Origin of the sequence: Anaerobacterium chartisolvens (genome assembly GCF_003337415.1) — a bacterium.
Taxonomy (GTDB): Bacteria; Bacillota; Clostridia; order Acetivibrionales; family DSM-27016; genus Anaerobacterium; species Anaerobacterium chartisolvens.
Genome location: NZ_QPJT01000011.1, coordinates 116,808 through 138,339 on the forward strand (window position 1 = coordinate 116,808; position 21,532 = coordinate 138,339).

Annotated in this window: 21 protein-coding genes; 12 read left to right on the forward strand and 9 right to left on the reverse strand. The window is 42.5% G+C overall.

Features of this window, described 5'->3' with window-relative positions; genetic code table 11:
- Positions 1-118: 118 nt before the first annotated feature.
- The 3 genes from DFR58_RS10990 to DFR58_RS11000 form a co-directional block, all read right to left on the reverse strand.
- Positions 119-958 (reverse strand): prenyltransferase/squalene oxidase repeat-containing protein, encoded by an 840-nt coding sequence (locus DFR58_RS10990; protein ID WP_114297900.1) that lies wholly within the window; start codon positions 956-958, stop codon positions 119-121.
- Positions 959-1,057: 99 nt separating this feature from the next.
- Complete coding sequence (locus DFR58_RS10995; RefSeq protein ID WP_114297901.1) at positions 1,058-1,381, reverse strand: hypothetical protein; 324 nt, start codon at positions 1,379-1,381, stop codon at positions 1,058-1,060.
- 3 nt (positions 1,382-1,384) lie between these two features.
- The gene (locus tag DFR58_RS11000; RefSeq protein ID WP_114297902.1) at positions 1,385-1,684 is read right to left on the reverse strand and encodes a DUF2089 family protein; all 300 of its coding nucleotides are present in this window, start codon (positions 1,682-1,684) and stop codon (positions 1,385-1,387) included.
- 514 nt (positions 1,685-2,198) lie between these two features.
- Between DFR58_RS11000 and DFR58_RS11005 the strand changes: the two genes are divergently transcribed.
- On the forward strand, positions 2,199-4,898 hold the full coding sequence (locus DFR58_RS11005; protein ID WP_114297903.1) for a translation factor GTPase family protein: 2,700 nt from the start codon (positions 2,199-2,201) through the stop codon (positions 4,896-4,898).
- Between the two features lie 70 nt (positions 4,899-4,968).
- On the opposite strand, the gene DFR58_RS11010 is transcribed toward DFR58_RS11005, so the two are convergent.
- Positions 4,969-5,562, reverse strand: coding sequence for a KpsF/GutQ family sugar-phosphate isomerase (locus DFR58_RS11010; protein ID WP_114297904.1), 594 nt, complete (start codon positions 5,560-5,562; stop codon positions 4,969-4,971).
- 515 nt (positions 5,563-6,077) lie between these two features.
- On the opposite strand from DFR58_RS11010, the gene DFR58_RS11015 reads away from it, so the two are divergent.
- From DFR58_RS11015 to DFR58_RS11035, 5 genes are all read left to right on the forward strand, one after another.
- The gene (locus tag DFR58_RS11015; protein ID WP_114297905.1) at positions 6,078-6,785 is read left to right on the forward strand and encodes a triose-phosphate isomerase; all 708 of its coding nucleotides are present in this window, start codon (positions 6,078-6,080) and stop codon (positions 6,783-6,785) included.
- A gap of 3 nt (positions 6,786-6,788) precedes the next feature.
- Entirely contained in the window at positions 6,789-7,409 is a 621-nt protein-coding gene (locus tag DFR58_RS11020) for a YjbQ family protein (protein ID WP_114297906.1), read from the forward strand.
- A 183-nt stretch (positions 7,410-7,592) separates the two neighbouring features.
- On the forward strand, positions 7,593-8,243 hold the full coding sequence (locus tag DFR58_RS11025) for a DUF4275 family protein (RefSeq protein WP_114297907.1): 651 nt from the start codon (positions 7,593-7,595) through the stop codon (positions 8,241-8,243).
- A 162-nt stretch (positions 8,244-8,405) separates the two neighbouring features.
- Positions 8,406-9,551, forward strand: a complete 1,146-nt coding sequence (locus tag DFR58_RS11030; RefSeq protein WP_114297908.1) for a glycerate kinase family protein — start codon at positions 8,406-8,408, stop codon at positions 9,549-9,551.
- 276 nt (positions 9,552-9,827) lie between these two features.
- Positions 9,828-11,810: a methyl-accepting chemotaxis protein gene (locus DFR58_RS11035; RefSeq protein WP_170138127.1), complete on the forward strand. Its 1,983-nt coding sequence runs from the start codon at positions 9,828-9,830 to the stop codon at positions 11,808-11,810.
- Here the strand turns inward: DFR58_RS11035 and DFR58_RS11040 are convergent.
- Positions 11,807-12,448 carry a site-2 protease family protein gene (locus DFR58_RS11040; protein ID WP_114297910.1) on the reverse strand — a complete coding sequence of 214 codons (642 nt, stop codon included), beginning with the start codon at positions 12,446-12,448 and terminating at the stop codon, positions 11,807-11,809. The two genes, DFR58_RS11035 and DFR58_RS11040, sit on opposite strands and share 4 nt — an antisense overlap.
- A gap of 411 nt (positions 12,449-12,859) precedes the next feature.
- Here DFR58_RS11040 and trpS point away from each other — a divergent pair, with 411 nt between their 5' ends.
- The 5 genes from trpS (at position 12,860) to ytfJ (ending at position 16,368) form a co-directional block, all read left to right on the forward strand.
- Positions 12,860-13,846: a tryptophan--tRNA ligase gene (trpS, locus tag DFR58_RS11045; RefSeq protein WP_114297911.1), complete on the forward strand. Its 987-nt coding sequence runs from the start codon at positions 12,860-12,862 to the stop codon at positions 13,844-13,846.
- Positions 13,847-13,875: 29 nt separating this feature from the next.
- The gene (locus tag DFR58_RS11050; protein ID WP_114297912.1) at positions 13,876-14,628 is read left to right on the forward strand and encodes a segregation and condensation protein A; all 753 of its coding nucleotides are present in this window, start codon (positions 13,876-13,878) and stop codon (positions 14,626-14,628) included.
- 54 nt (positions 14,629-14,682) lie between these two features.
- The gene (scpB, locus tag DFR58_RS11055; protein ID WP_114297913.1) at positions 14,683-15,228 is read left to right on the forward strand and encodes an SMC-Scp complex subunit ScpB; all 546 of its coding nucleotides are present in this window, start codon (positions 14,683-14,685) and stop codon (positions 15,226-15,228) included.
- Positions 15,229-15,296: 68 nt separating this feature from the next.
- Positions 15,297-15,875, forward strand: a complete 579-nt coding sequence (locus tag DFR58_RS11060) for a DUF2953 domain-containing protein (protein WP_114297914.1) — start codon at positions 15,297-15,299, stop codon at positions 15,873-15,875.
- A 19-nt stretch (positions 15,876-15,894) separates the two neighbouring features.
- The gene (ytfJ, locus tag DFR58_RS11065) at positions 15,895-16,368 is read left to right on the forward strand and encodes a GerW family sporulation protein (protein ID WP_114297949.1); all 474 of its coding nucleotides are present in this window, start codon (positions 15,895-15,897) and stop codon (positions 16,366-16,368) included.
- A gap of 98 nt (positions 16,369-16,466) precedes the next feature.
- On the opposite strand, the gene DFR58_RS11070 is transcribed toward ytfJ, so the two are convergent.
- The 4 genes from DFR58_RS11070 to DFR58_RS11085 form a co-directional block, all read right to left on the reverse strand.
- Complete coding sequence (locus DFR58_RS11070; protein ID WP_114297915.1) at positions 16,467-16,751, reverse strand: hypothetical protein; 285 nt, start codon at positions 16,749-16,751, stop codon at positions 16,467-16,469.
- A gap of 145 nt (positions 16,752-16,896) precedes the next feature.
- Positions 16,897-17,076: a hypothetical protein gene (locus tag DFR58_RS11075; RefSeq protein ID WP_242987557.1), complete on the reverse strand. Its 180-nt coding sequence runs from the start codon at positions 17,074-17,076 to the stop codon at positions 16,897-16,899.
- A 383-nt stretch (positions 17,077-17,459) separates the two neighbouring features.
- Positions 17,460-17,885: a hypothetical protein gene (locus DFR58_RS11080; protein ID WP_114297917.1), complete on the reverse strand. Its 426-nt coding sequence runs from the start codon at positions 17,883-17,885 to the stop codon at positions 17,460-17,462.
- A gap of 97 nt (positions 17,886-17,982) precedes the next feature.
- Complete coding sequence (locus tag DFR58_RS11085) at positions 17,983-18,753, reverse strand: GNAT family N-acetyltransferase (protein ID WP_114297918.1); 771 nt, start codon at positions 18,751-18,753, stop codon at positions 17,983-17,985.
- A gap of 486 nt (positions 18,754-19,239) precedes the next feature.
- Between DFR58_RS11085 and DFR58_RS11095 the strand changes: the two genes are divergently transcribed.
- Positions 19,240-21,522 carry a preprotein translocase subunit SecA gene (locus tag DFR58_RS11095; protein ID WP_170138128.1) on the forward strand — a complete coding sequence of 761 codons (2,283 nt, stop codon included), beginning with the start codon at positions 19,240-19,242 and terminating at the stop codon, positions 21,520-21,522.
- Positions 21,523-21,532: the final 10 nt, after the last annotated feature.

The window sequence follows — 21,532 nt, forward strand, 5'->3', positions numbered from 1 at the left end:
AGCCGATTCTTGCCTTATAGCAAACCGACACAGGGCAGCCTCTGATTGCAGCTGTCCTGTGTCGGTTTGAGCCGGGAGATGAAGCTGATTAGCTGTTTGATAGTCATTGTAACAGAGGTCACCTGCTCCTGCCAAGGTTTTTAATGATTTCGTGATAACGCATGGTTGCCAGTGCACTTGGCTTGCCCTTTTTGCAGAAGGAAAGCTTCGCCAGCTTTGGAACAACGCGCTCAACGACAACCTGCCCATCGGCCATTTTGGACTCTAATGCTTCCAACGCTTCCAAAAACCGTTCATCCTCCTTTGCCCGGTTATAAAACGACAAGACATATACGTAAACAAAAAGGTTGTAGTTGCGAAAAGGGTATTCGACCTGCATAAACAATGTTCCGATGCCATAGTGGCATGGGCCTAAGGGCTTTTTGATCGTCCAGTGCTCCAGTAAAAAATCTACAGCCCTGTCAAGCGACGGCTCACTATTGAAGTAATTGCTGAAGCGGAATGCATTAAGAGCATTAAGAGTGGGAAGGGGGTTTGAAAGCTCTGTTTCCGGACCACGCCCAAAGCTGAACTTGTTACAGCGCCAGCCTCCGTCGGTATGCTGTATACCCAAAAGATGGTCAAAGGTTTTTTGAAGCCGGACATCTGAGGCATATCCCATGCGGCACAGCACCTCGGCAGCGTGAACGGTATGGCACGGGTAAATGGCACCTTGAGGTGACAGCTTGAAACGCCCGTCTTCGCGCCAAGTGCTGAAAATCAATTCGGCAGCTTCCTGAAGCAATGGGCAGGTAGATTCCATCCCCAATTCCAAGAGCAAAAGGATGCTCTCCAACGTAGAGAACGGAGCTCCTTTCAGCAGGCGCTTATCCGGGGTAGTCCAGAGATCGCCTCCATTATCATATCTATGTGACAATATTGCTTCAACATCCGATAAATATTGCTTGTCTACACCCATTATTTTATACTCCATATCCATAATGTGTACTTGTATTTTAGCTTATTTTAACATATATAATCGGAATATTTAAGAGTTTTATTATGAATATATGCCGAATTACTCCAAATCCTGAATATTCATTTTATCAAGCTCTTTCTTTCGCTTCAATTTTTCACGGCAGGCGAAATAGATTACGATAAGAATTACCGTGGGAATATTGGATATAAACAATGTGAAGGCAATTAGCTGAAGAACCTCGTGGCCTGTCATCCCATTGTAAGCTATAAAGCCTAAAACTATAACAAGAGAGAAGCAAAAGCTGATTATCGGCAGCATAAGCCCTAGCCATTTATTGTTTTTCCTTGAGAGAAAAACTTGAAGGCAGATGCCTCCGCCAATGATAAACAGTAAAAAAATCAGTACAATAAAAGTCCGCTGCACCTGTTAGCCCCCTTTTTTAAGCTTTTTATACTCGGAAATCAATATCTTGGCAGTGTCAAAATCAATTTTTTCGTTTATAGCCATCCTCTTTATAAGGGCAATATAAGGCTCACTAGAAGTGTCCTCGCTGATTTGTATTTTTTGTATGAGTCTGTCAAGCTTAAGCCTTACTGTCGGATAGGTAACGCTGTATTGCCTGGCAATTTCTTTTAACGAGCCTGAGGCCATAATAAAATTTTTCATGAAGGAAACATCTTCATCATCAAGGCCTAGCATCCATTCAGGAACAACTTCTATTGACATAGGCAACCTACCTTTTTTTTAATATTATTTAGTATAAACTATAATAATATTAAAGTCAATATAAAGTATTATATTTATAAATATTAAAATACACCTGCCATTATATAATTAACGCTATATTAAGATTGGTTAAATGTTGTAAAGGTACGGATAAAAATGTAGAATAATAATATTGATAAAATATGGCCAGACGGTATGGAATGAATGGTTCTAAGGCTTTTTAAAGCGGGCATGGAGGCGTTGGGCCGCAAGATATGTTATTATATATAGGATGCAATAAAGATTTTACAAACATGGAGGATATAATTGCTTACAGAAATTTTTAACTACAACGAAAAGACGCCTTGCGGGGAAATGTCTCACGGGTATGTCATCAGGCGTTTTTCTTAGATGTATTCCTTACGGGTGAAAAAAATTTCTTCCATCAAACTATATCCTCCATGTAAAATCTTTATTCCTAAATATATAGCGATAAAATAAACAGCATACAAATAAGAGGGATTTGAAACGGATTATGAAAAAATTGGTCATCGGAATATTGGCACATGTGGATGCGGGTAAGACTACACTGGCGGAGGGTATGCTTTATGTGAGCGGCAAAACCGGAAGGCTGGGAAGAGTGGATAACAAGGATGCTTATCTGGATACCTATGAGCTTGAGCGGGCAAGAGGAATCACCATTTTTTCCAAGCAGGCCATGCTTGAGATAGAAGATACGAGTATTATTTTAATGGACACTCCGGGGCATGTGGACTTTTCGGCTGAAATGGAGAGGACGCTTCAGGTTCTGGATTATGCCATTTTGGTAATAAGCGGTGCGGACGGGGTGCAGGGGCATACCAAGACATTGTGGAGGCTCCTTAAAACGTACCGCATACCGGTTTTTTTATTTATAAATAAAATGGATCAGCATGGAACGGATAAGCACAGGCTTATGAAGGAGCTGAAAAAGCAACTGGATGACGGATGCATCGAGTTTGGAGGGTTTAGGCCGGATGACTTTTACGAGCAGCTTGCAATGTGTGAGGAAGCAATGCTGGAGGACTTTCTGAAAACGGGATGTGTTGAAGAGCCGCATGTTAAAAAGGCGGTGACGGAGCGGAGAGTCTTTCCGTGCTTTTTTGGCTCTGCGTTAAAGCTGGACGGTGTTGAGCAATTTATGCAGGGTATTGTAAACTATTCTGAAATGCCCTCATACCGTGATCAATTCGGAGCTAAAATATTTAAAATAGCAAGGGACGAGCAGGGCAGTCGGCTTACCTATATGAAGATCACCGGCGCAAGGCTTAAGGTGAGGGATGTCTTGACAGGTGTATTTAAAAATGAAGCGTGGGAGGAAAAGGTTAATCAAATCCGTATATATTCAGGACAGAAATTTGAGGCTGTAAACGAGATAGAAGCAGGCTCTGTATGTGCCGTAACGGGTCTTAGCCACACCAGGCCGGGAGAGGGCTTAGGGGCGGAAAAGGCTTCGGAAGCACCTCTCTTGGAGCCGGTGCTGTCGTATAAGCTTGTTCTTCCGGAGGGCTGTGACCCAAGGGTAATGCTTCCTAAGCTGCGTCAGATTGAAGAGGAGGAGCCTGAGCTTCATGTTGTTTGGGATGAACAGATGCAGGAAATTCAGGTGCAAATCATGGGAGAGGTGCAGGTTGAAATTCTGGGGAGCATTATAAAAAGCCGTTTTGGTGTCGGGGTGGGCTTTGACGAGGGAAGGATTATGTATAAAGAAACAATTGCCGAAACGGTCGAGGGGGTGGGCCATTTTGAGCCGTTGCGGCACTATGCCGAGGTTCACCTGCTGCTTGAGCCGGGTCGACGGGGAAGTGGCTTGCAGTTTGGTGTGCAATGCAGTGAGGATATTCTGGGTAAAAGCTGGCAAAGGCTTGTTTTAACCCATTTGGAGGAAAAAGCCCACAAAGGGGTGCTGACAGGCTCAGCCATTACCGATATGAAAATTACTTTGGTTTCAGGCAGAGCGCATAATAAGCATACCGAAGGCGGAGATTTCAGGGAGGCTACCTACCGTGCGGTGCGTCAGGGCTTAAAGGAAGCAAGCTCTGTATTGCTGGAGCCGTATTATGATTTTCAGCTTGAGCTGCCTGAAAAAATGGTGGGAAGGGCGATGTCCGACATTGATAAAATGCATGGCACATGCCAAATATCACAGACAGACGGAGAGACGGCTGTTCTTACCGGCAGTGCTCCCGTTGTTACCATGAAGAATTATCAAAAGGACGTAGCTGCGTACACAAAAGGCTTTGGCAAGCTGTTCAGCAGCTTTAAAGGATATGAGCCATGCCATAATGCCGCAGAGGTTATAGAAAGCATAGGGTATGACTCCGAAAGAGATCCCGAAAATCCGACAGGCTCTGTATTCTGTACGCATGGTGCTGGCTTTTTGGTGGCATGGGATGAGGTAAAGAGCCATATGCATGTTGAGAGCTATCTTGTGCAAAAAAACGGCATAGAGGGAGAAGAAGCCGAAAAATGCGCCTCACATGCAGGGGAGAGGTGGATCAGCTTAGATGAGATAGACAAAATTATTAATAATACCTCCTATTCCAACCAGGGCAGGAAGTCTGCCTGGAAAAAGCGCAAAACAGCATTAGACAGCTATTACCAACGCTCTGATTATATTGACGATCGGAAGGGAATAAAGGAGGAAAACATCCGCAAGGAGGAATACATCCGTAAGGAGGAATACCTTCTGGTTGACGGCTACAATATTATCTATGCATGGCCTGAACTTAATGCTCTTACAGATGATAATATGGATGGTGCGAGGATTAAGCTGCTTGATTCTCTTTGCAATTATCAGGGAATTCGGAAATGCCGTATTATAGTTGTGTTTGATGCCTACCGTGTTGAGGGCCATCTGGAGGAAGTGTCAGACTACCACAACATTCATGTGGTATATACTAAAGAGGCACAGACGGCGGATCAGTATATTGAAAAGTTTGCCTATGACAACCAAAAAAAATATAATATAGCTGTCGCAACCTCGGACGGCGTGCAGCAGATTATCATCCGCGGGGCAGGCTCGGCTCTTCTGTCCGCCAGAGATTTGAAGGCCGAGGTAGAGAGAGCCAGAGAAAGAATAAAGAGGGAGTATGAGGAAAGCAGGGGAATTGACCGAAGTTATTTAGAGGATGCACTGTCCCCCGAAGCAAAGCGGCATATGGAAAAAATGACTGAAAAAGAAAATGACAAGTAGACAATTCATTGCGTACCTGCCAATATCCCATTCAAATAGCTTTAAGTCTTGACGGGAGTGAAATTTATTTTTATTTATTTAATAATTCTCCTACAGCTCCTCCGGGATGAATAAGGGCAAACTGCTCGCTGCGGTAATTGGTTTCCTCCATTATTGATACCAGCATGGCGTCAAAAAGGGCGATTGTTGCGACAAAGCTTGCGGTAGCCATTACATTGTATTTATCGCTTTCCTTCTCAATTTTCAGAGGCAGTACTATATCTGCATTGTTAGCCAAGGGTGAATCAAGATTTTCAGTGACGGCAATTAATGTAGCCTTCTTTTTTTTACATACACTGATTATAGGCAGCAGCTCTGCTGTTTTGCCGCCTCTTGATACCATAACCATCACATCCTTTTCCCCCAGAACACCCAGTCCGCCATGCACTGCTTCGGCAGGAGAAAGAAAGCAGGCAGGGCGTTCTATGCAGCAGAGGGAATGCTGAAATTTTTTTGCTGCTATTCCTGATGAGCCGCTTGCACAGGTTATAACCTTTTCGCAAACGCTTAGAGCGTCCACTGCCTTTTTAAAAGCGTCTATATCGAGATAGCTTCTTATCTCCGAAATGGCGTTGCTCTCGATAGAAAGGGACTCCATTGCCATTTTTAAAGCCTCATTCTTCATAGCATATCCTCCTCTTGGTTATTGCGTTCAAATACATAATATTGTACTTGGGTTTTATTTGTGTATGCGCTATAATATAATAATAAATCTTAAAAAAACGAAAGTCAATAATAAATTTATCGTAAGATTAAATATAATAAGAAAAATGAATTATAAATTGATTTTAAAAGAATATATATAGGATGCAATAAAGATTTTACAAACATGGAGGATATAATTGCTTACAGAAATTTTTAATAGCAACGAAAAGACGCCTTGCGGGGGAATGTCTCACGAGTCTGTCATCAGACGCTTTTCTTAGATGTATTCCTTACGGGTGAAAAAAATTTCTTCCATCAAACTATATCCCCCATGTAAAATCTTTATTGCTAAATATATAGAATATATTGGTTAAAATAAAATATAAATGAAATAGAAACGAAACAATATCAAAAACAAAAGATTGACAAAACAAAGCCAATATAATAATATAATGATATAAAAGAAAATAAGGATTAAAGGGGGTGTTGAGTTATATGTATAAAGGCATAAATATTAAACTGCCTTTTTTTGAAATAGGGCCTAAAGCTTTGATTTATGGAGATACCGCTCTAAAACTTGCCAAGGTTGCGGACAGTGTTGCTGCAAAGTATGACGTGCACATTATTTTTACACCGCAGTATACAGATATCCCGACAATTGCAAGTCAGACTGAAAACCTTCTGGTGTTTGCCCAGCATATGGATTCTCTGCCTGTAGGAAAGGGTCAGGGGTCTGTACTTCCGGAGGCTGTGAAAGCGGCGGGTGCGGCGGGCGTAATGCTGAACCACGCTGAGAAGAGGATAAGCCTCTCTGAGATAAATAAGACAATTAAAAGAGCTGACGAGGTGGGACTTTTATCCATGGTTTGCACCGATACAGTGGAGGAAGCGGCCGCCGTGGCGCATCTTGCACCTAATATTATTGTAGCTGAGCCGCCCGAGCTTATCGGGACAGGAAATACAAGTGATATGAACTATGTAAGGGAATCTATAAATGCTGTCAAATCAATTAATCCGGATATACATGTGCTTCAGGGAGCGGGAATCAGCTCGGGAGAGGATGTATATAGCGTTATTATGGCAGGGGCTGTTGCCACAGGCTCCACCAGCGGAATAATCAAGTCCGGGAATCCTGAAGCCATGGTTGAGGAAATGATTTATTCGCTAAGAAAAGCGTGGAACAAAATAAACAAGGGGGATTGAAATATGGAATTTAAAGTATATCAAAAGGAGCTGGAATTGCAGTCAAGGGGATGGATTCCCACTTTTCATGATGTTTCAAAGGAAATAATAGAAATTGTCGAGGCATCGGGGGTAAAGAACGGTACTGTTTGTATATCGTCGCACCACACAACCTGCTCGGTTATGATTCAGGAATGCTCGCATGACGTTGACAGCTTTGATATTGAATATTTGCAGCATGACCTTCTGGATATAATGCGCAAAATGATTCCGGATTTTGAAAAAGAGCACCAGTACCGCCATCCTGGGCCGGTACATACCCAGTTCGGGCGTTATGTCAATGAGCCGGGGGATTTTACGAGCATGAATACCGATGGGCATTTGCGCTCTGTGTTTTTTGGACGCAGTGAAACTATGGCTATTAAGGACGGGGTATTGGACGGCGGAGAATTTGCACATGTCTATTTTGTGGACTGGGATCACGTACGCGCGCGCCGCAGGCAGTTGAACGTTACGGTTATGGGAACATCGGATAATGTGGAGAACCGCAAATGGAACAATGGTGAGGTAATTAATACCTTGCGTAAATACACAGACGAAGAAAAGGCCTTTGACGTTCATTATACGTTGCAGCAGCAAAGGTAAGCGGGGAGTATTGCTTTTTTAAGGAAATGATATTATTATAATAAAAACAGGCCATGTCAATTATAAACAACTTATATTGGCATGGTCGTTATTTATTTTAAGGCGGCAAACGTTGAAGGAACATTCTGGTGATAGAAAAGAATAATTACATAATTACTAAAGAGATTATTGTGGAGGTAGATCATGGAATATTGCAGATGGTGTGACGATATGACCAGTGAAGAGGAATGGGAGGATATTATTGAAAACCATTCTATTAATTACAAAAGTTATTATAATGAAGAGTATCAAAGAATATCTCTTTTGGATGAGGCTGATAAAGAGGTTCAATTGCGGCAGTTAGTCAGAGTAATGAAAGAGATGAATATTCTTGAAGAAATGGAGAAGCAGCGAAATAAAAATGAGATAAAAAAACAATTGAAAAGTGAAGGTGTTGTATGTAAAGAATGCCAATATACTTCAGGCGAACTTAAAAAGAAGTGGGAGCAGAAATTTCTATCACATATGACTGAAAAGCAAAAAGAAGAATGTTATCTTGATGAGTATTTGTGGAATGCTTTTACTCGTGGAAGTATGAAGGATTATTTAGAAGGAGATGACGCTAAAAAAGCGTTTGATGATGAGGAAAAAGATAAAGTATATATTTTTTGGCAATTAGAAGAACAAGTATATTATTTGGCTACAAATAATAAATTAAGTTCAAAGCATCTACGGTTGGAAATGGGCAGGGATATATATATTGTGGATAGCGACTTTACATGGACATTTCTTTATAAACACTGTGATAAAAGACCTATATGGTATAAGATAAATAGACAAGGTATACATAATTAATTAACATATCGGTACAATTCCTTGTACAGCAGGGCTCAGAATTCAATAATTATGTTGACCTCTTGCAAAATGAGCAGGGAAGGGTTATGATATTGGCACAACAAGTTAAAATATAGTCGTGAGTAGCTTTATACAGATTATTTAGTTGAAAAGGGGAATATTATGAAAATAGTATTTGCACCGGACTCCTTTAAAGGGAGTTTAAGCTCGCTTGAGATTATTGATGTGCTGAATGAATCCGCAAGGCGCATATTTGAGGATGTGGCGACAGTGCCAGTTCCCATGGCTGACGGGGGAGAGGGAACTATAGACGCGCTGATAGTTCCGGCAGGCGGCACTAAAGAAACGGTTACCGTCACCGGACCTATGGGAAACCCTGTAGAGGCGGTCATAGGATACATTCATGAAGGGAAGACTGCCGTACTGGAAATGGCGCAGGCATCGGGATTGTTCCTCGTTCCCGGAGGAAAAAAGAATCCCCTCGCCGCCACCTCCTATGGGACGGGGGAGCTGATACGGAGGGTGCTAGACAAGGGAATCCGCAGCATTATAATAGGAATTGGGGGCAGTGCCACAAACGATGGCGGAATGGGAGCCATGAGGGCTCTGGGTGTGAGGTTTTTAGATGCCGAAGGAAAAGAGCTGGAAGGAAGAGGCTCAGATTTGGAGCTGGTTAGAAGCATTGATGCTTCGGGCTTAAACCCGGCGGCTTCCGAATGCAGTATAACGGTAATATGCGACGTTTCAAACCCTTTGCTTGGAAAGGATGGAGCGACATATATATACGGCCCTCAAAAGGGAGTTACGCCTGATCTTCTGGACAGGCTGGATAGGGGAATGGCGGGCTATATCAAGGTTGTGGAAGGCAATCTTAACAAGGAGATTGCCAATGCTCCGGGAGCGGGAGCAGCAGGGGGAATGGGAGCGGCTCTTATGGCATTCCTCGGCGCCGAGCTTAAGCCCGGAATAGATGTTGTTTTGGATGCGGTGGGCTTTGACGGCCTGATTGATGACGCGTCCTTTGTTGTAACGGGAGAGGGCAATATTGATGAGCAGTCCGTCAGGTTCGGTAAGGTGCCCACAGGAATTATGAAGCGTTGTACTCCTAAAAAAGTGCCTGTAGCGGTAATTTCAGGCGGAATGGGAAAGGGAGCGGAGCTGTTCTGGCGGGACAATCTGGGGAGCATTATGACAACGGTAAATGGAATTATGACACTGGACACCGCAATTGCCAACTCAAAGGAATTGTTGAGAAGCGGAGCGGACAGGATGTTTTTGCTTATCAAAATCGGTATGGGCATTAAATAATTAAAAGCCCGCTATTGCCACTGCTTTGTGACAATAGCGGGCTTTTACAATTCTATTTCAAATAAACATATTTAACTAAATATGTTTATTTTTATTGACGGGATATGACAAAAAAGTGTAATATATTAACAATGAGTTTCTTAAATTTTAATAAGATGGATATAAATTGATATAAAAAATCTTATGCAGCACACATAGTTGTTTTACTAGGGCGAGGGTCTTTCTTCTTTGACAAAAAAGGCTTATATCTGTTTTATGCCAAAAGGGGGCCAAAGGGTGAAGGGAATAAAATTAAAGGGCATGACATTAAAAATTTTGCTGCCTGTTATGATTCTTACGCTGGCAGGGTTTGTTGGAGTAATTGCAGCCCAATATGTAAACGCAAAGCAAATTATTATGAGCGATATAGAAGATGTATCGCAGAACAGGGTTGAAAAAATTACTGCCAAAATTAATGGACTGCTTGAGGGATGGAAGTCAGAAATTGAAGTGCTGTCTACGACTGAAGCTGTTGAGAAAATGGATTTTGAAGGATTCAAGAGGTATGTTGAGCAAAGAGAAGAGATTTTTGGCGAATATGAAATGTTTGTCCTTTCGGACAAGGAGGGTAATTTCAAGGCTACAACAGGACTTGACGGAAGTATAGCGGAAAGAGAATATTTCCCCAGAGCTATGAAGGGAGAAATAGCCATATCGGATCCTGTAACATCCAAGGCCACAGGGAAGCCTGTTATAGCAATTGCTGCTCCTGTAAAGGGCTCTGACGGAATTATTCAGGGTGTGGTGGCAGGAACGGTGGAACTTCATTATTTATCCGATGTTGTGAATAATGAGAGCTTTGGAGAATCAGGCCACGCATATATGATAAGCAAGCAGGGAATAGTCATAGCGCATGGAAAGAAGGAAAAAATACTTAAAGAAAATATGCTTGAAAACAGCAGCAAATCGTTTATAGATATAACTAAAAAAATGGTTGGCGGTGAAACGGGCGTGGGCTACGGCGACTATGAAGGAGAAAGAAAGATAATAGCATACTCTCCGGCGGGAGTATCGGGATGGCCTGTAGCGGCAGTTGTTTCATATAAGGAGGCCAGCAGCGGTATAGAGCATTTAAGGAACCTCGTCATTTTGATGAGTGTCATAATTATGGTAATAATGCTGGTGGTTGTCTGTATTATTGTTGGAAGAGCGGTAAAGCCATTGACGCAGCTTGCGGAAAGCACAAAGCAGGTTGCTTCGGGGGACTTTACGGTAGAGATCCGGGACATGGGAAGGGATGAGGTAGGAAATGTGGCAAAAAGCTTTAAGGAGATGCTTGCGCAGATAAAGCACCTGATTGGAGAGGTGGGACACATGAGCAGAGAGGTAGCCGCCTCAACAGGGCAGATGATGGTATCCACACAGGAGGTCAGCAATGCTTCGGAGCAGGTGGCGGATGCGGTTTCAGAGCTTGCCAAGGGGGCCACTGAGCAGGCCTTGTCTACTGAAAACGCAAATATGAAAATAGCGGAAATTATTGAAGGGCTTAAGGACATAAGCAAAGAGATGAATATTTCAGATGAGATGTCTGAAAATGCAAGGCTTAAGGTGGAGGCGGGAGGAAGATCCGTTGAAGACCAGAGGACAAAAATGGATAAGACAAAGCAGGTGTCGTTAAATGTGACGGAATCGGTGAATTCTCTTTCGGTAAAATCCACTGAGATAGGCAAAATATTAGAGGTAATTAAAGGGATTGCAAACCAGACAAACCTGTTGTCTTTAAATGCTGCAATAGAGGCGGCACGTGCAGGAGAGCAGGGAAAGGGCTTTGCTGTAGTGGCTGAGGAGATTAGAAAGCTTGCGGAGCAGTCAGGACACTCGGTAAATGAAATTGCCTCAATTATTAAGCAGGTACAGGCGGGGATACAGGAGACGGTGAATGAAATGGAAAGGGCACGGGAAACCTCTGATGAACAGGAAAAGGCCCTTTTAGAAACGGTAAAAGCATTCAGCGAAATTTCTGATTCAGTAAATGTTATTGCGGAAAAGGTTAAAAAGGTATCGGAGGAGTCCAGAAACTTAAGTGAAAAGGCGGGGCAGACAGGCCAGCTTATGGTTGAGGTGGCAAGCATTGCCGAGCAAACAGCCGCAGGGACCGAGGAGGTGTCTGCCTCTACAGAGGAGCAATCCTCTGTTATACAGCAGATTGCACATTCCGCCGAGGCAATGGCGGGAATGGCAGATGAACTGCAGACAAGCCTTAAGAGATTCAAGGTTTAAACTATGCCCATAAGTGAGAGCATACCGTTTAACAGGAATTTTATGGGCGGGGAAATTATATACCGGGATACAGGTGTTACCACTATCAGTATGAGTATAATAGAACCGTATTGCTGGAGGGTATATATTAATCTGTATCCTCTCGCGGAAATAACATTGGAAAGCACATGAAACCCGTCAAGAGGCGGAATGGGTATCAGGTTAAAAACAAAAAGCATAATGTTAATCTGTATGGCGTAATACAGCATGTTGAGTATTATGTCATACAGGCCGCCGCCGGTATATGAAGAGGCATTAAAATCTATAGCGACCTTAAAAAGCACTGTAAAAACAAATGCAAGGACAAGGTTCATAAAGGGGCCTGCCAGTGACACAATTATATCATCTCTTTTAGGATTCTTATAGTAGCTGGTATTTACCTGCACCGGCTTTGCCCATCCAAAGCCTGCAAGAGCTATTAAAATAAGCCCTATTATATCTATATGGGGCAGCGGGGACAGAGTAAGCCTTCCCTGATTTCTGGGGGTAGGGTCTCCTAGGCGGTCCGATGCAAATGCATGGGCAAACTCATGGAACGAAAGTCCTATAAGCACTGCGGGAAGCGCCATCAAAATTCTCACAGGATCGAGATTAAACATAAGTCACTCCTAATATTATATTTATAAATTATATAGGATGCGATAAAGATTTTACAAACATAGAGGATATAATTGCTTACAGAAATTTTTAACTACAACGAAAAGACGCCTTGCGGGGAAATGTCTCACGGGTCTGTCACCAGGCGCTTTTCTTAGATGTATTCCTTACGGGTCAAAAAATTTCTTCCATCAAATTATATCCTCCATGTAAAATCTTTATCGCTACGTATATAGTATGAAAATTATTTAACAAAAGTTTACCAGATGACCGTCTTATTGTCCAGCTTTATTACCGTCTCAAACACATTATTTCTTGTAAAACTTCCGACTTATGTGCTAATATAATTAAAGAGCAAATTTTAAACCTATCATTACGTATAAAGTAAAATTTAACCGGGAGAGTGAAGATTAGTGAAAAAGGGAACTATTTTAAGTGGCATGAGGCCAACCGGGGCGCTGCACCTTGGAAATTATTTCGGTGCGCTTGAGAACTGGGTTAAGCTGCAGGACGAATATGACTGCTATTTTTTTGTGGCTGATTGGCATGCCCTTACTACAGGCTATGAGGATACCTCTGAAATTAAAAATAATATAAATGAAGTTATAATTGATTGGCTCAGCGCCGGGTTAGACCCTGAAAAATGCGTCATGTTTCTGCAATCCAATGTAAAGGAACATGCCGAGCTGCACCTTCTTTTCTCCATGGTTACCCCGCTGTCATGGCTTTTAAGGTGTCCGACATACAAGGATCAGATTGCGCAGATAAAGGACAGGGACATTACCACTTACGGATTTTTAGGGTATCCGTGCCTTCAGGCTGCGGATATTTTAATATATAAAGCCGACTTTGTGCCGGTTGGCGAGGATCAAATTCCGCATTTGGAGCTTACAAGGGAAATAGCAAGAAGGTTTAACTTCCTTTTTGGAGAGGTATTTCCCGAGCCTCAGCCAAAGCTCACCAAGGCAAAGGTTTTGCCCGGACTGGATGGCAGAAAAATGAGCAAGAGCTATGGGAATACCATAGCGCTGTCCGACAGCCCGGAGGAAATACGGAAAAAGGCCGGTACCATGATAACTGATCCCGCCAGAATAAGAAAGGACGACCCGGGACACCCCGAGGTCTGTTCGGTTTATGCATTTCATAAGGTGTTTAATGACAGTCAGGTGGCTGAGGTTGAGGAGCAGTGCAGGGGCGGCAAAATAGGCTGTGTGCAGTGCAAGCGCAATTTGGCGGACAAAATGGTGGAGTATATGACCCCTATATATGAAAGGCGGCAGAGCATTTTGCAGAAGCCCCAAATGATAAGGGAGATTATACAAAATGGAAATGAAAATGCCTCCAAAATAGCCAAAAAAACCATAGGGGATGTACGCAGAGCCATGAAAATAGACTGGTAGCTCTGGTAGCTTTTGAAGGGTAGGAACAAATGGAAAGTTCTCTTACTAAGGCCTGTCAAATAAAAATACAAAACTTTGAAGGTCCACTGGACTTGCTGTTTCATCTTATTGAAAAGAATAAGGTGAATATATATGATATCCCTATAAATGATATAACGGATCAATACATGGAGTACATGTTTGCCATGCAGGAGCTGGATTTGGAGATCGCCAGCGAGTTCCTTGTCATGGCGGCGTCCCTTCTTCACATAAAGTCAAAAATGCTTTTGCCGGACAAAAAGGTAAAGGACGAGGAAGAGACCGATCCGAGGGAGGAGCTTGTTTTAAAGCTTGTGCAGTATAAAAAGTACAAGGAATTTTCCAAGACTTTAAAGCAAAGAGAGGAGACTTACGCAAAGGTGTTTTATAAGCTTCCCGAGGCAATGGAGTTTGAGCCTGAAAGGGAGCTCCTTTCTTTGTCACCATTTGAGCTTGTGAAGGTTTATAAGGATATGCTGGAGAAAAACAGGAAAAAAATAAACGATACCTCAGGCAAAATGACACAAATAATGCAGCATGAGAAGGTTTCAATCAGGAGCAAAATAAGGGAGGTAATGAGAACCCTTATAGACAGGGCCTTCTTTTCCTTTTCGGAGCTTTTTTGCGTCAGGGTTAAATCCAGAACAGAGGTAGTCACGGGATTTCTGGCCATACTTGAATTGAGCAAGCTCAAGAAGGTTCATTTGGAGCAGAAAAAGCAATTTTCAGATATTATAATCCGGCGAAGCCCGGAAAGCTTTTAAAGCTTTATCGCGTCCTATATAGTAATTCTATGAAGCAGTTAGAGGTGAGATGGCTTGGAGATTAAAGAAATTGAAGCTGTTATTGAAAGCCTGTTGTTTGCGGCGGGAGATTCCGTTCCATTAGAAAAGCTGTCAGAGATTATAGAGCTTGACAAAAAAACCACAAAGCTTATTATAAGCAATATGATAAGCTGCCAGAGCTCTATGCGCGGTATAATGGTACGGGAGATTAACGGGGGTTATCAGCTTTGCACAAGGCCCGAGTACGGCGAATATGTTAAAAAGCTTTTTCAGCCCAGGCAGAAGCAGGGTTTGTCTCAGGCAGCGTTTGAAACACTGGCTATAATTGCATACAACAGCCCCATAACAAAGGCTGCCATAGAGCAAATAAGAGGTGTTAACTCCGACAGCGCCATCGGCAGGCTTATAGACAGAAACCTTATAAGAGAGGCGGGGAAGCTTGATTCTCCCGGCAAGCCTCTTTTATATGAAATAACCGATGAGTTTTACAGAAGCTTTGGCTTCAGCTCGGCCGCCGATCTCCCCAGACTTGAAATGAACGAGCTGCGTGTTCAGCAGGAAAACGGGGAGTTTGAATAACTAAATTATGTATAAAATATGACTAAGTTTGAAGCTATAAGGACAAAATGGTTAAATGAGGTGTAATAATGCTTTATTTAGCCATGTTTTTTTTATTACTGGCCGCAGTGCCCGCATTTTTGCTTTCAATAAAAGTACGCGCCGTTATTGAGCTTGTAATAGATAAGAACGAAAGCAAGCTTGAGTTTTATTTTTTTGTGCTTGGAGGGATCTTGAAGTACAGGCGTAGCGTGCCCCTTGGCAGTGACAGGGATACTGACGGCAAATTCGATATTAAAGAGGCGGAGACCAGAGCAGGTGAGTACAGGCAATGGTACGGGCGAAATAAGTTCATAATATACCGCTTAAAGAAGTATTTGAGTAAAAGGGTTCGAATAGAGGAGCTTTCAGTGGAGGCGGGCTTCGGGACGGGAGACGCATTTTATACAGGGATATTAAGCGGGCTGCTGTGGGGCTTGGGAGGCGTTTTGACTGCATATATTTCAAACAGCTTTATTGTTTTAAAAAAGCGTTTCAATATAATGAGCTATTTTGACAGGAGTGGATTTGATGTTGACTCGCGCTGCATATTAACAGGCAGAATAGTACATATTATAGTAGTGAGACTTATAATCTTAATTGACAAGCGTAAGCGAAAAAGAAAATAAAGGACGGACGGTGATACAGATGGCTGATCAGCACCCTATTGAAGGGCTTATGGCAACTGCTATGGAGAGCATCAGGGATATGGTGGATGTTAACACTATAGTGGGGGATGCGGTACAGGCACCCGACGGTACAGTTATAATCCCCATTTCAAAGGTGGCCTTCGGGTTTGCGGCAGGCGGAGGAGAGTTCAACTCATGCTGTGCTTCGGGAGATAGAAGGGAAGAGGATGACGAAAGCAAAGGAAAGTTTCCGTTTGCGGGAGGAAGCGGAGGGGGAGTGAGCATAAACCCTGTTGCTTTTATGGTAGTGGGACAGGATCAGATAAAGCTGCTGCCTGTCAATATAAACTCGTCGCTGGACAGAATTCTTGATGTAATGCCGGAATTAATGCGTAAGGCAAGCGACGGCATAAAGAAGAAGGTCACTGTGAGGAAGGAACGGAAGCAGGGCGATAAGGCAGAGGACTGTGAACAGGAAAAGGAAGGCGATTAAGTGGGATTTTTATAACCCCACTTTTTTTAATTATGAGGGCCGGAAGGGATAATTCCCTTCCCTGGCCCAATTTAATTCAGCCAGGGAAGCCGCAGGGCTTACCGGCCTGCCTCCTGATAGAGCAGTATTTCAAGAAGCGAGGACAACAAATTGCCTCCTGTTATAAGCTCAAAGCCCGGGGCTTCATCATTACGGTCAATTTGCAGAGCCTGCAAGACAGCCATTTTATTATGTCTTTCAGGCTGTACCTTAACGGAATATTCCACTCCGTTTAATGTCATACCGACGGTGTAGCTTGCATCCACAGGAGTTGTACTGGCCTTTTTCACTAAAAATGTATTAAGCCTTTCATATTGATGTTGCTTTAACTTGCGTACAATCATAACGCGCATCCTTTCATAATATGTTGTACGGCATTGCTTGAAAGGGTCTGCGGCGCATGGTATAATATTTACGCCGCATATGCCTTAGAGCATTTGCCGTGTTTGGAAGTGGCGTGGTCTTTTGCTGAGATGGGCGCTACTTCCTTTATTTTTTCTGGAGTTCATCATACAAAGAATCAACACCTCTTCGCAAGACTTCAGACCGAGTGATATTGAGCTTTTTCATGCAATATTCTATTTTTGAAAAAGATTCATTATTTACTCTGACCTTGAGGTCATGCTCTAAAGGCTTCTCTGGATGAGGACCCGGTTTCTTTCGTTCCACCAAATAACCACCCCCATAACTCGGAACGCAAGATAATTATATAACTTGTGTTCCGAGTTGTCAATTGTGAGATAAGCGTATTTATTATGTTTTTATAGATCATCTTTAATAATTTTTTTCATATAAAATTTCCTCATTGACTTTTTTGTTTTTTTGTATATACTATGAGTATAGATTTACTCTACTTAATTTTACTGAGATTAGATTTTTCTTAAGAGCTGCTTTCTAAGCGGCTCTTTTACATTTAGACTTTAAACAAATTAGCTGAATAATCTGAGGATATCAATTTTCAGTTATATATTAATCAGTGCCCTAAATGAATCAAAACACATAGATAGGGAAAACATGGGTGGGATAAAAGCTGTTTTTTATTAGGCTTTTGACTAATCAGTAACAGTTTTCGGTGGAATAAGAGTACATAATATTTTGTTTAAACGCTCTATGTATTCTTTTTTGTAACTTGCAAGAAAGGATATAAATACACTTGAAAGAGTTAAACAAAAGGTTGCACCTGTTAAACCGTTGTGCTTATAGCTTACCAGTTCCAATTCGGCAACAGAGAAAATATCCACACTTGATTCAAGTAAAGTTTTATGTATAATATATATGTTCCGATTTGTAATTGCAATTACTCCGCTACGCATTTTAGGCTTATCTGTGTTCCTAAGCGTTACAGTCATATTAGAAGGGCCAATATAAATAATCTTTTCATCGGGCGGAATTTCTTTTTCTGCTATTTCAAATGCTTTTTTATTGCCTAAGGTGATAAGTTTGTAGGCAGCAATAATATCTGTTATTTCTTTCCTCATTTCTGTCCCTCCTGTTATTTATGTATAAGCAGTATAGCAAAAATAATATATCGACATTTTCGAGCGCAGAGCTGCTAATTCGAACATTGCTCATGCCTTAAAAGCCTGTGATTTCGTAAGCGGGGTATTCCCTGTCAAGCTCATAGCCCAGCCTTTCGGCCAGCGCAAGCGATCCTTTATTGTGCGCGTCCCAGCTTGGGTACAATCCCCTTTCCAGGCACTCCAATATCAGCTTTGCACCGCATACCAAGGCCAGACCCTTACGGCGTTCATCCTCTCTGGTGTCAATTTCAATTTCTATTCCGCCTTTGTAAAAGGAATATGAGGATGCCCCAGAGACAAGCTCTCCATCTTTCAAAATAGCGGTACCCATGCCGTTTAACCGGTAGTCCTCATAGGTGGGATAGTTCCCGCATAAATCCTTAGACCACTGCAGCGCCAGTGATTGCTCATATAACGCTTTGTCAATCATCCTGAGCTCATATTCACCGGGCAGCTGAGACACTATTTTCTGCAAGGCCGATTTATCGAAAGCGGTTTTATCCTTTTTCGTGGCATAGCGCGTACAACGAAAAGCTTTTCCTTGAAACACAAGCTCTATGGCCTCTTCCCAGTGCTTGCTCTGCGGCACCATAATAATAAATTCAGATTGACGGTTCTCCGGCCTGTTGCGTAATATCTCATGATTGGCAGAACCTGCAAGCACGCAAAAATCACCGACAATGATTTGTGCCGAGCTAGGCTTATTTAAGTCATCGGCATAGGCCTCACCCATGCAATCCTGCAAGCAGGACCAGATGAAGGTTTCCTGCCATCCGTCAAACAATGGTGAAATGACGTTTTTGTTTTTAATGCTGTATACAGACATATAAAGCCTCCGTGCAATTCCATGAGAAAAATCCGTTCTGGAATTAATTTACCAATATATTGACATTATACGCCAATCCTTTTTATGGTTCAAGCACAACATTCCTCAACGGCAAAATAGACAAAGACACCCGGAAATGATACAATTTATAAAGCAAGGCTTCATGACAGGCAATTACGAATGGTTAGTGAAGGGAGAAAGTAAATGATTCGGGACTTATTTCATGTGACCCCGCATTTTTTTAAGAACGGTGTTTATCGTGGGCTCATTTATTTCCTCATGCTGATTGTATTGGCTATGATGCTGATTAATCCCATTGTCGTATTGCTTCCTGTCATATTCATAGTAAGCATGTCTTGTAAAGCCTATATTCCTGAATGTCAAACAGGGTATATTTCTGTAGCCTTAACAGTGTGTAAAAACGAATAGGTACTCCATCATCTTAAACATATTTAAAAATATAAATTATTGATGAGGAGTATTTCTATGAATAAAATTAAACGCTCTCAAAGAGGGCTTAATTTTCTGTATGCGGATTTTGTCCAAAAGATTAAAAATTATAATTGGGAAGATTGGACGGAAAGTGGATTGGTGGCATTGCTCCGGGATTGTGCCGGGAGCGGTGAAAGGACTGCCGAGGCTTATAGCATTTTAAAGGAAATAATACGCAGGAAAAAGGACCTTTCCCTATTTGACACACAGCTGATGGCGGCATATTCAATGCAGCAGGGCCGTATCGCCGAGCTACCCACCGGAGAAGGCAAAACACTTGCGGCTGTGGTAACTGCATCTGTTCTTGCTTTGCAGAAAAATTCCGTCCATATTCTGGTGTTCAACGACTATCTTGCACGACGCGATTATAACGAAAATCTTTCCATCTATTTGGCTTGCGGGCTGACTTGTGGCTATATCGAGGAATCGTCCGGCTTTGAGCACAGGAGAGCAGCATATTCTTGTGATGTGGTCTATGTATCTGCTAAGGAAGCGGGATTTGATTACCTGCGGGACTTTCTTTGTATGGAAAAGGAGAAGCTGCTGTTCAACACCTTTCCCATTGCGCTGGTTGATGAGGCTGATTCCATTTTGATTGACGAAGCCAGAATTCCACTGGTTTTAGCAGGTGACGGCAGTATGGCTCCCCCAATGGCTGCCCGCATTTCAAAGGCCGTTTTGGAATTACGGCAATGTGATATAAAGGTTAACCCCAAAGATAATCAAGTATGGCTAACGGAGACAGGCATTAAATCAATGGAAACAAAAATACAGCTTGAAAACCTGTACATGACCGAAAATGCACATGTGCTTGCTATGATCAATGCGGCACTGGAAGCAAGGTTTCTTTTGAAAAAAGACAAGGATTATATTGTAAAGAACGGCTATGTATTGGTAATTGATGAGTCTACGGGGCGTGTTGTTCAAAACAGGCGTTTTCATGATTTGCTGCATCAAGCGGTAGAAATGCAGGAATTAGGGTTACATGGCGCGTCATCTGTTATCTATAACAGTATGAGCATACATGACTTTTTATTGCAGTATAAAATGCTTTGCGGAATGACTGGGACGGCAGCATCCTCTGCGACAGAGCTAAGAGAAATGTATAATTTGGAAGTCGAGGTTATTCCGCCGCACACACCCTGTATCCGCAACGACCATCCCGATTCCATATTTTTGGACAGAGAAGAGCAGCAAGCAGCTGTTATATCGCGTGTACAGCGTTCACATGCCAAGGGACAGCCTGTTTTGATAGGCACACGCAGTGTACGGGAGTCAGAATGTTTTTCCGAATTATTAACTAAACATAATATAAAGCACAGTGTTCTAAATGCCAGAAATGACACCGAGGAAGCAGCGATTATTGCAAAGGCGGGCAGGCCGTATAAGGTTACTATTTCTACCAATATGGCGGGACGGGGAGTAGATATACGGCTCGATGGCTGTAATGAAAAGGAAGCCGCTTTTGTACGTGCCGCAGGTGGACTATGTGTGATAAGCACGGGCATTAACCGCAGTTTGCGTGTTGATGATCAATTGCGTGGGCGTGCCGGAAGGCAGGGTGATCCCGGTGAAAGCCAATTCTTTGTTTGTTTAAAAGACTTGACTCTGGAAACATTTTTTGAGATTGAGTTTTACAGGTATAAGGAATATCCAAAGCTATTACGACGCGCTCAAAGGATGCAAGAGGGAAAAGATGCGGAAGCACGGTATATGCTGGAGCGGTATTCGCGCGTTTTGGAGGAGCAAAGAAAGGTAGTGGCAGACTATCGCAGACGGATTTTGCTGGACGTAAGCTCTCCCGGAATTATGCAGGAGGAAGAACCCGCTATTTATCTGAAATTAGTTGACCGTGCAGGAAAACGCGGAGTGACAATTGCTGAAAGGAAGCTGGTGCTTTATTTTATTAACATGCACTGGGCCTCTTATCTGATGGCAATGGAGGATAAACGCAGCGGCATTCATCTTATGATTATTGCAAATAAAAATCTGTTGAATGAATACCAGATTTTTGCTGTTTCTGCATTTAATGAAATGACAGCGGATATTAAGCGCGATGTCGTGAAGCACATGCAGAAATGTAAAATAGACGAAAATGGAATTGACATGGGGGAAGCGGGACTTTCGGGAGCTACAGCTACCTGGACTTATATGATAAACGAAGACACAGGCCAGTTTAGCAGAATTCCCTATTTGGTTAAATCCATGTCTAACACCATAAAAGGAACGTTGTTTACAGTGCGGGGTATTTATGCAAAGCTGAAGAAGAGACGCTGATGGATGGGGA

Coding starts and splice junctions, on each gene's coding strand:
- DFR58_RS11085 (WP_114297918.1), bottom strand. CDS start 18,753: ATGTCTGTATACAGCATTAAAAACAAAAACGTCATTTCACCATTGTTT.
- DFR58_RS11060 (WP_114297914.1), top strand. CDS start 15,297: ATGCTTTATTTAGCCATGTTTTTTTTATTACTGGCCGCAGTGCCCGCA.
- DFR58_RS11080 (WP_114297917.1), bottom strand. CDS start 17,885: ATGAGGAAAGAAATAACAGATATTATTGCTGCCTACAAACTTATCACC.
- DFR58_RS11050 (WP_114297912.1), top strand. CDS start 13,876: ATGGAAAGTTCTCTTACTAAGGCCTGTCAAATAAAAATACAAAACTTT.
- DFR58_RS11020 (WP_114297906.1), top strand. CDS start 6,789: ATGGAATTTAAAGTATATCAAAAGGAGCTGGAATTGCAGTCAAGGGGA.
- DFR58_RS11025 (WP_114297907.1), top strand. CDS start 7,593: ATGGAATATTGCAGATGGTGTGACGATATGACCAGTGAAGAGGAATGG.
- DFR58_RS11005 (WP_114297903.1), top strand. CDS start 2,199: ATGAAAAAATTGGTCATCGGAATATTGGCACATGTGGATGCGGGTAAG.
- DFR58_RS11000 (WP_114297902.1), bottom strand. CDS start 1,684: ATGTCAATAGAAGTTGTTCCTGAATGGATGCTAGGCCTTGATGATGAA.
- DFR58_RS11010 (WP_114297904.1), bottom strand. CDS start 5,562: ATGAAGAATGAGGCTTTAAAAATGGCAATGGAGTCCCTTTCTATCGAG.
- DFR58_RS11095 (WP_170138128.1), top strand. CDS start 19,240: ATGAATAAAATTAAACGCTCTCAAAGAGGGCTTAATTTTCTGTATGCG.
- ytfJ (WP_114297949.1), top strand. CDS start 15,895: ATGGCTGATCAGCACCCTATTGAAGGGCTTATGGCAACTGCTATGGAG.
- DFR58_RS11070 (WP_114297915.1), bottom strand. CDS start 16,751: ATGATTGTACGCAAGTTAAAGCAACATCAATATGAAAGGCTTAATACA.
- DFR58_RS11040 (WP_114297910.1), bottom strand. CDS start 12,448: ATGTTTAATCTCGATCCTGTGAGAATTTTGATGGCGCTTCCCGCAGTG.
- DFR58_RS11030 (WP_114297908.1), top strand. CDS start 8,406: ATGAAAATAGTATTTGCACCGGACTCCTTTAAAGGGAGTTTAAGCTCG.
- DFR58_RS11015 (WP_114297905.1), top strand. CDS start 6,078: ATGTATAAAGGCATAAATATTAAACTGCCTTTTTTTGAAATAGGGCCT.
- DFR58_RS10990 (WP_114297900.1), bottom strand. CDS start 958: ATGGGTGTAGACAAGCAATATTTATCGGATGTTGAAGCAATATTGTCA.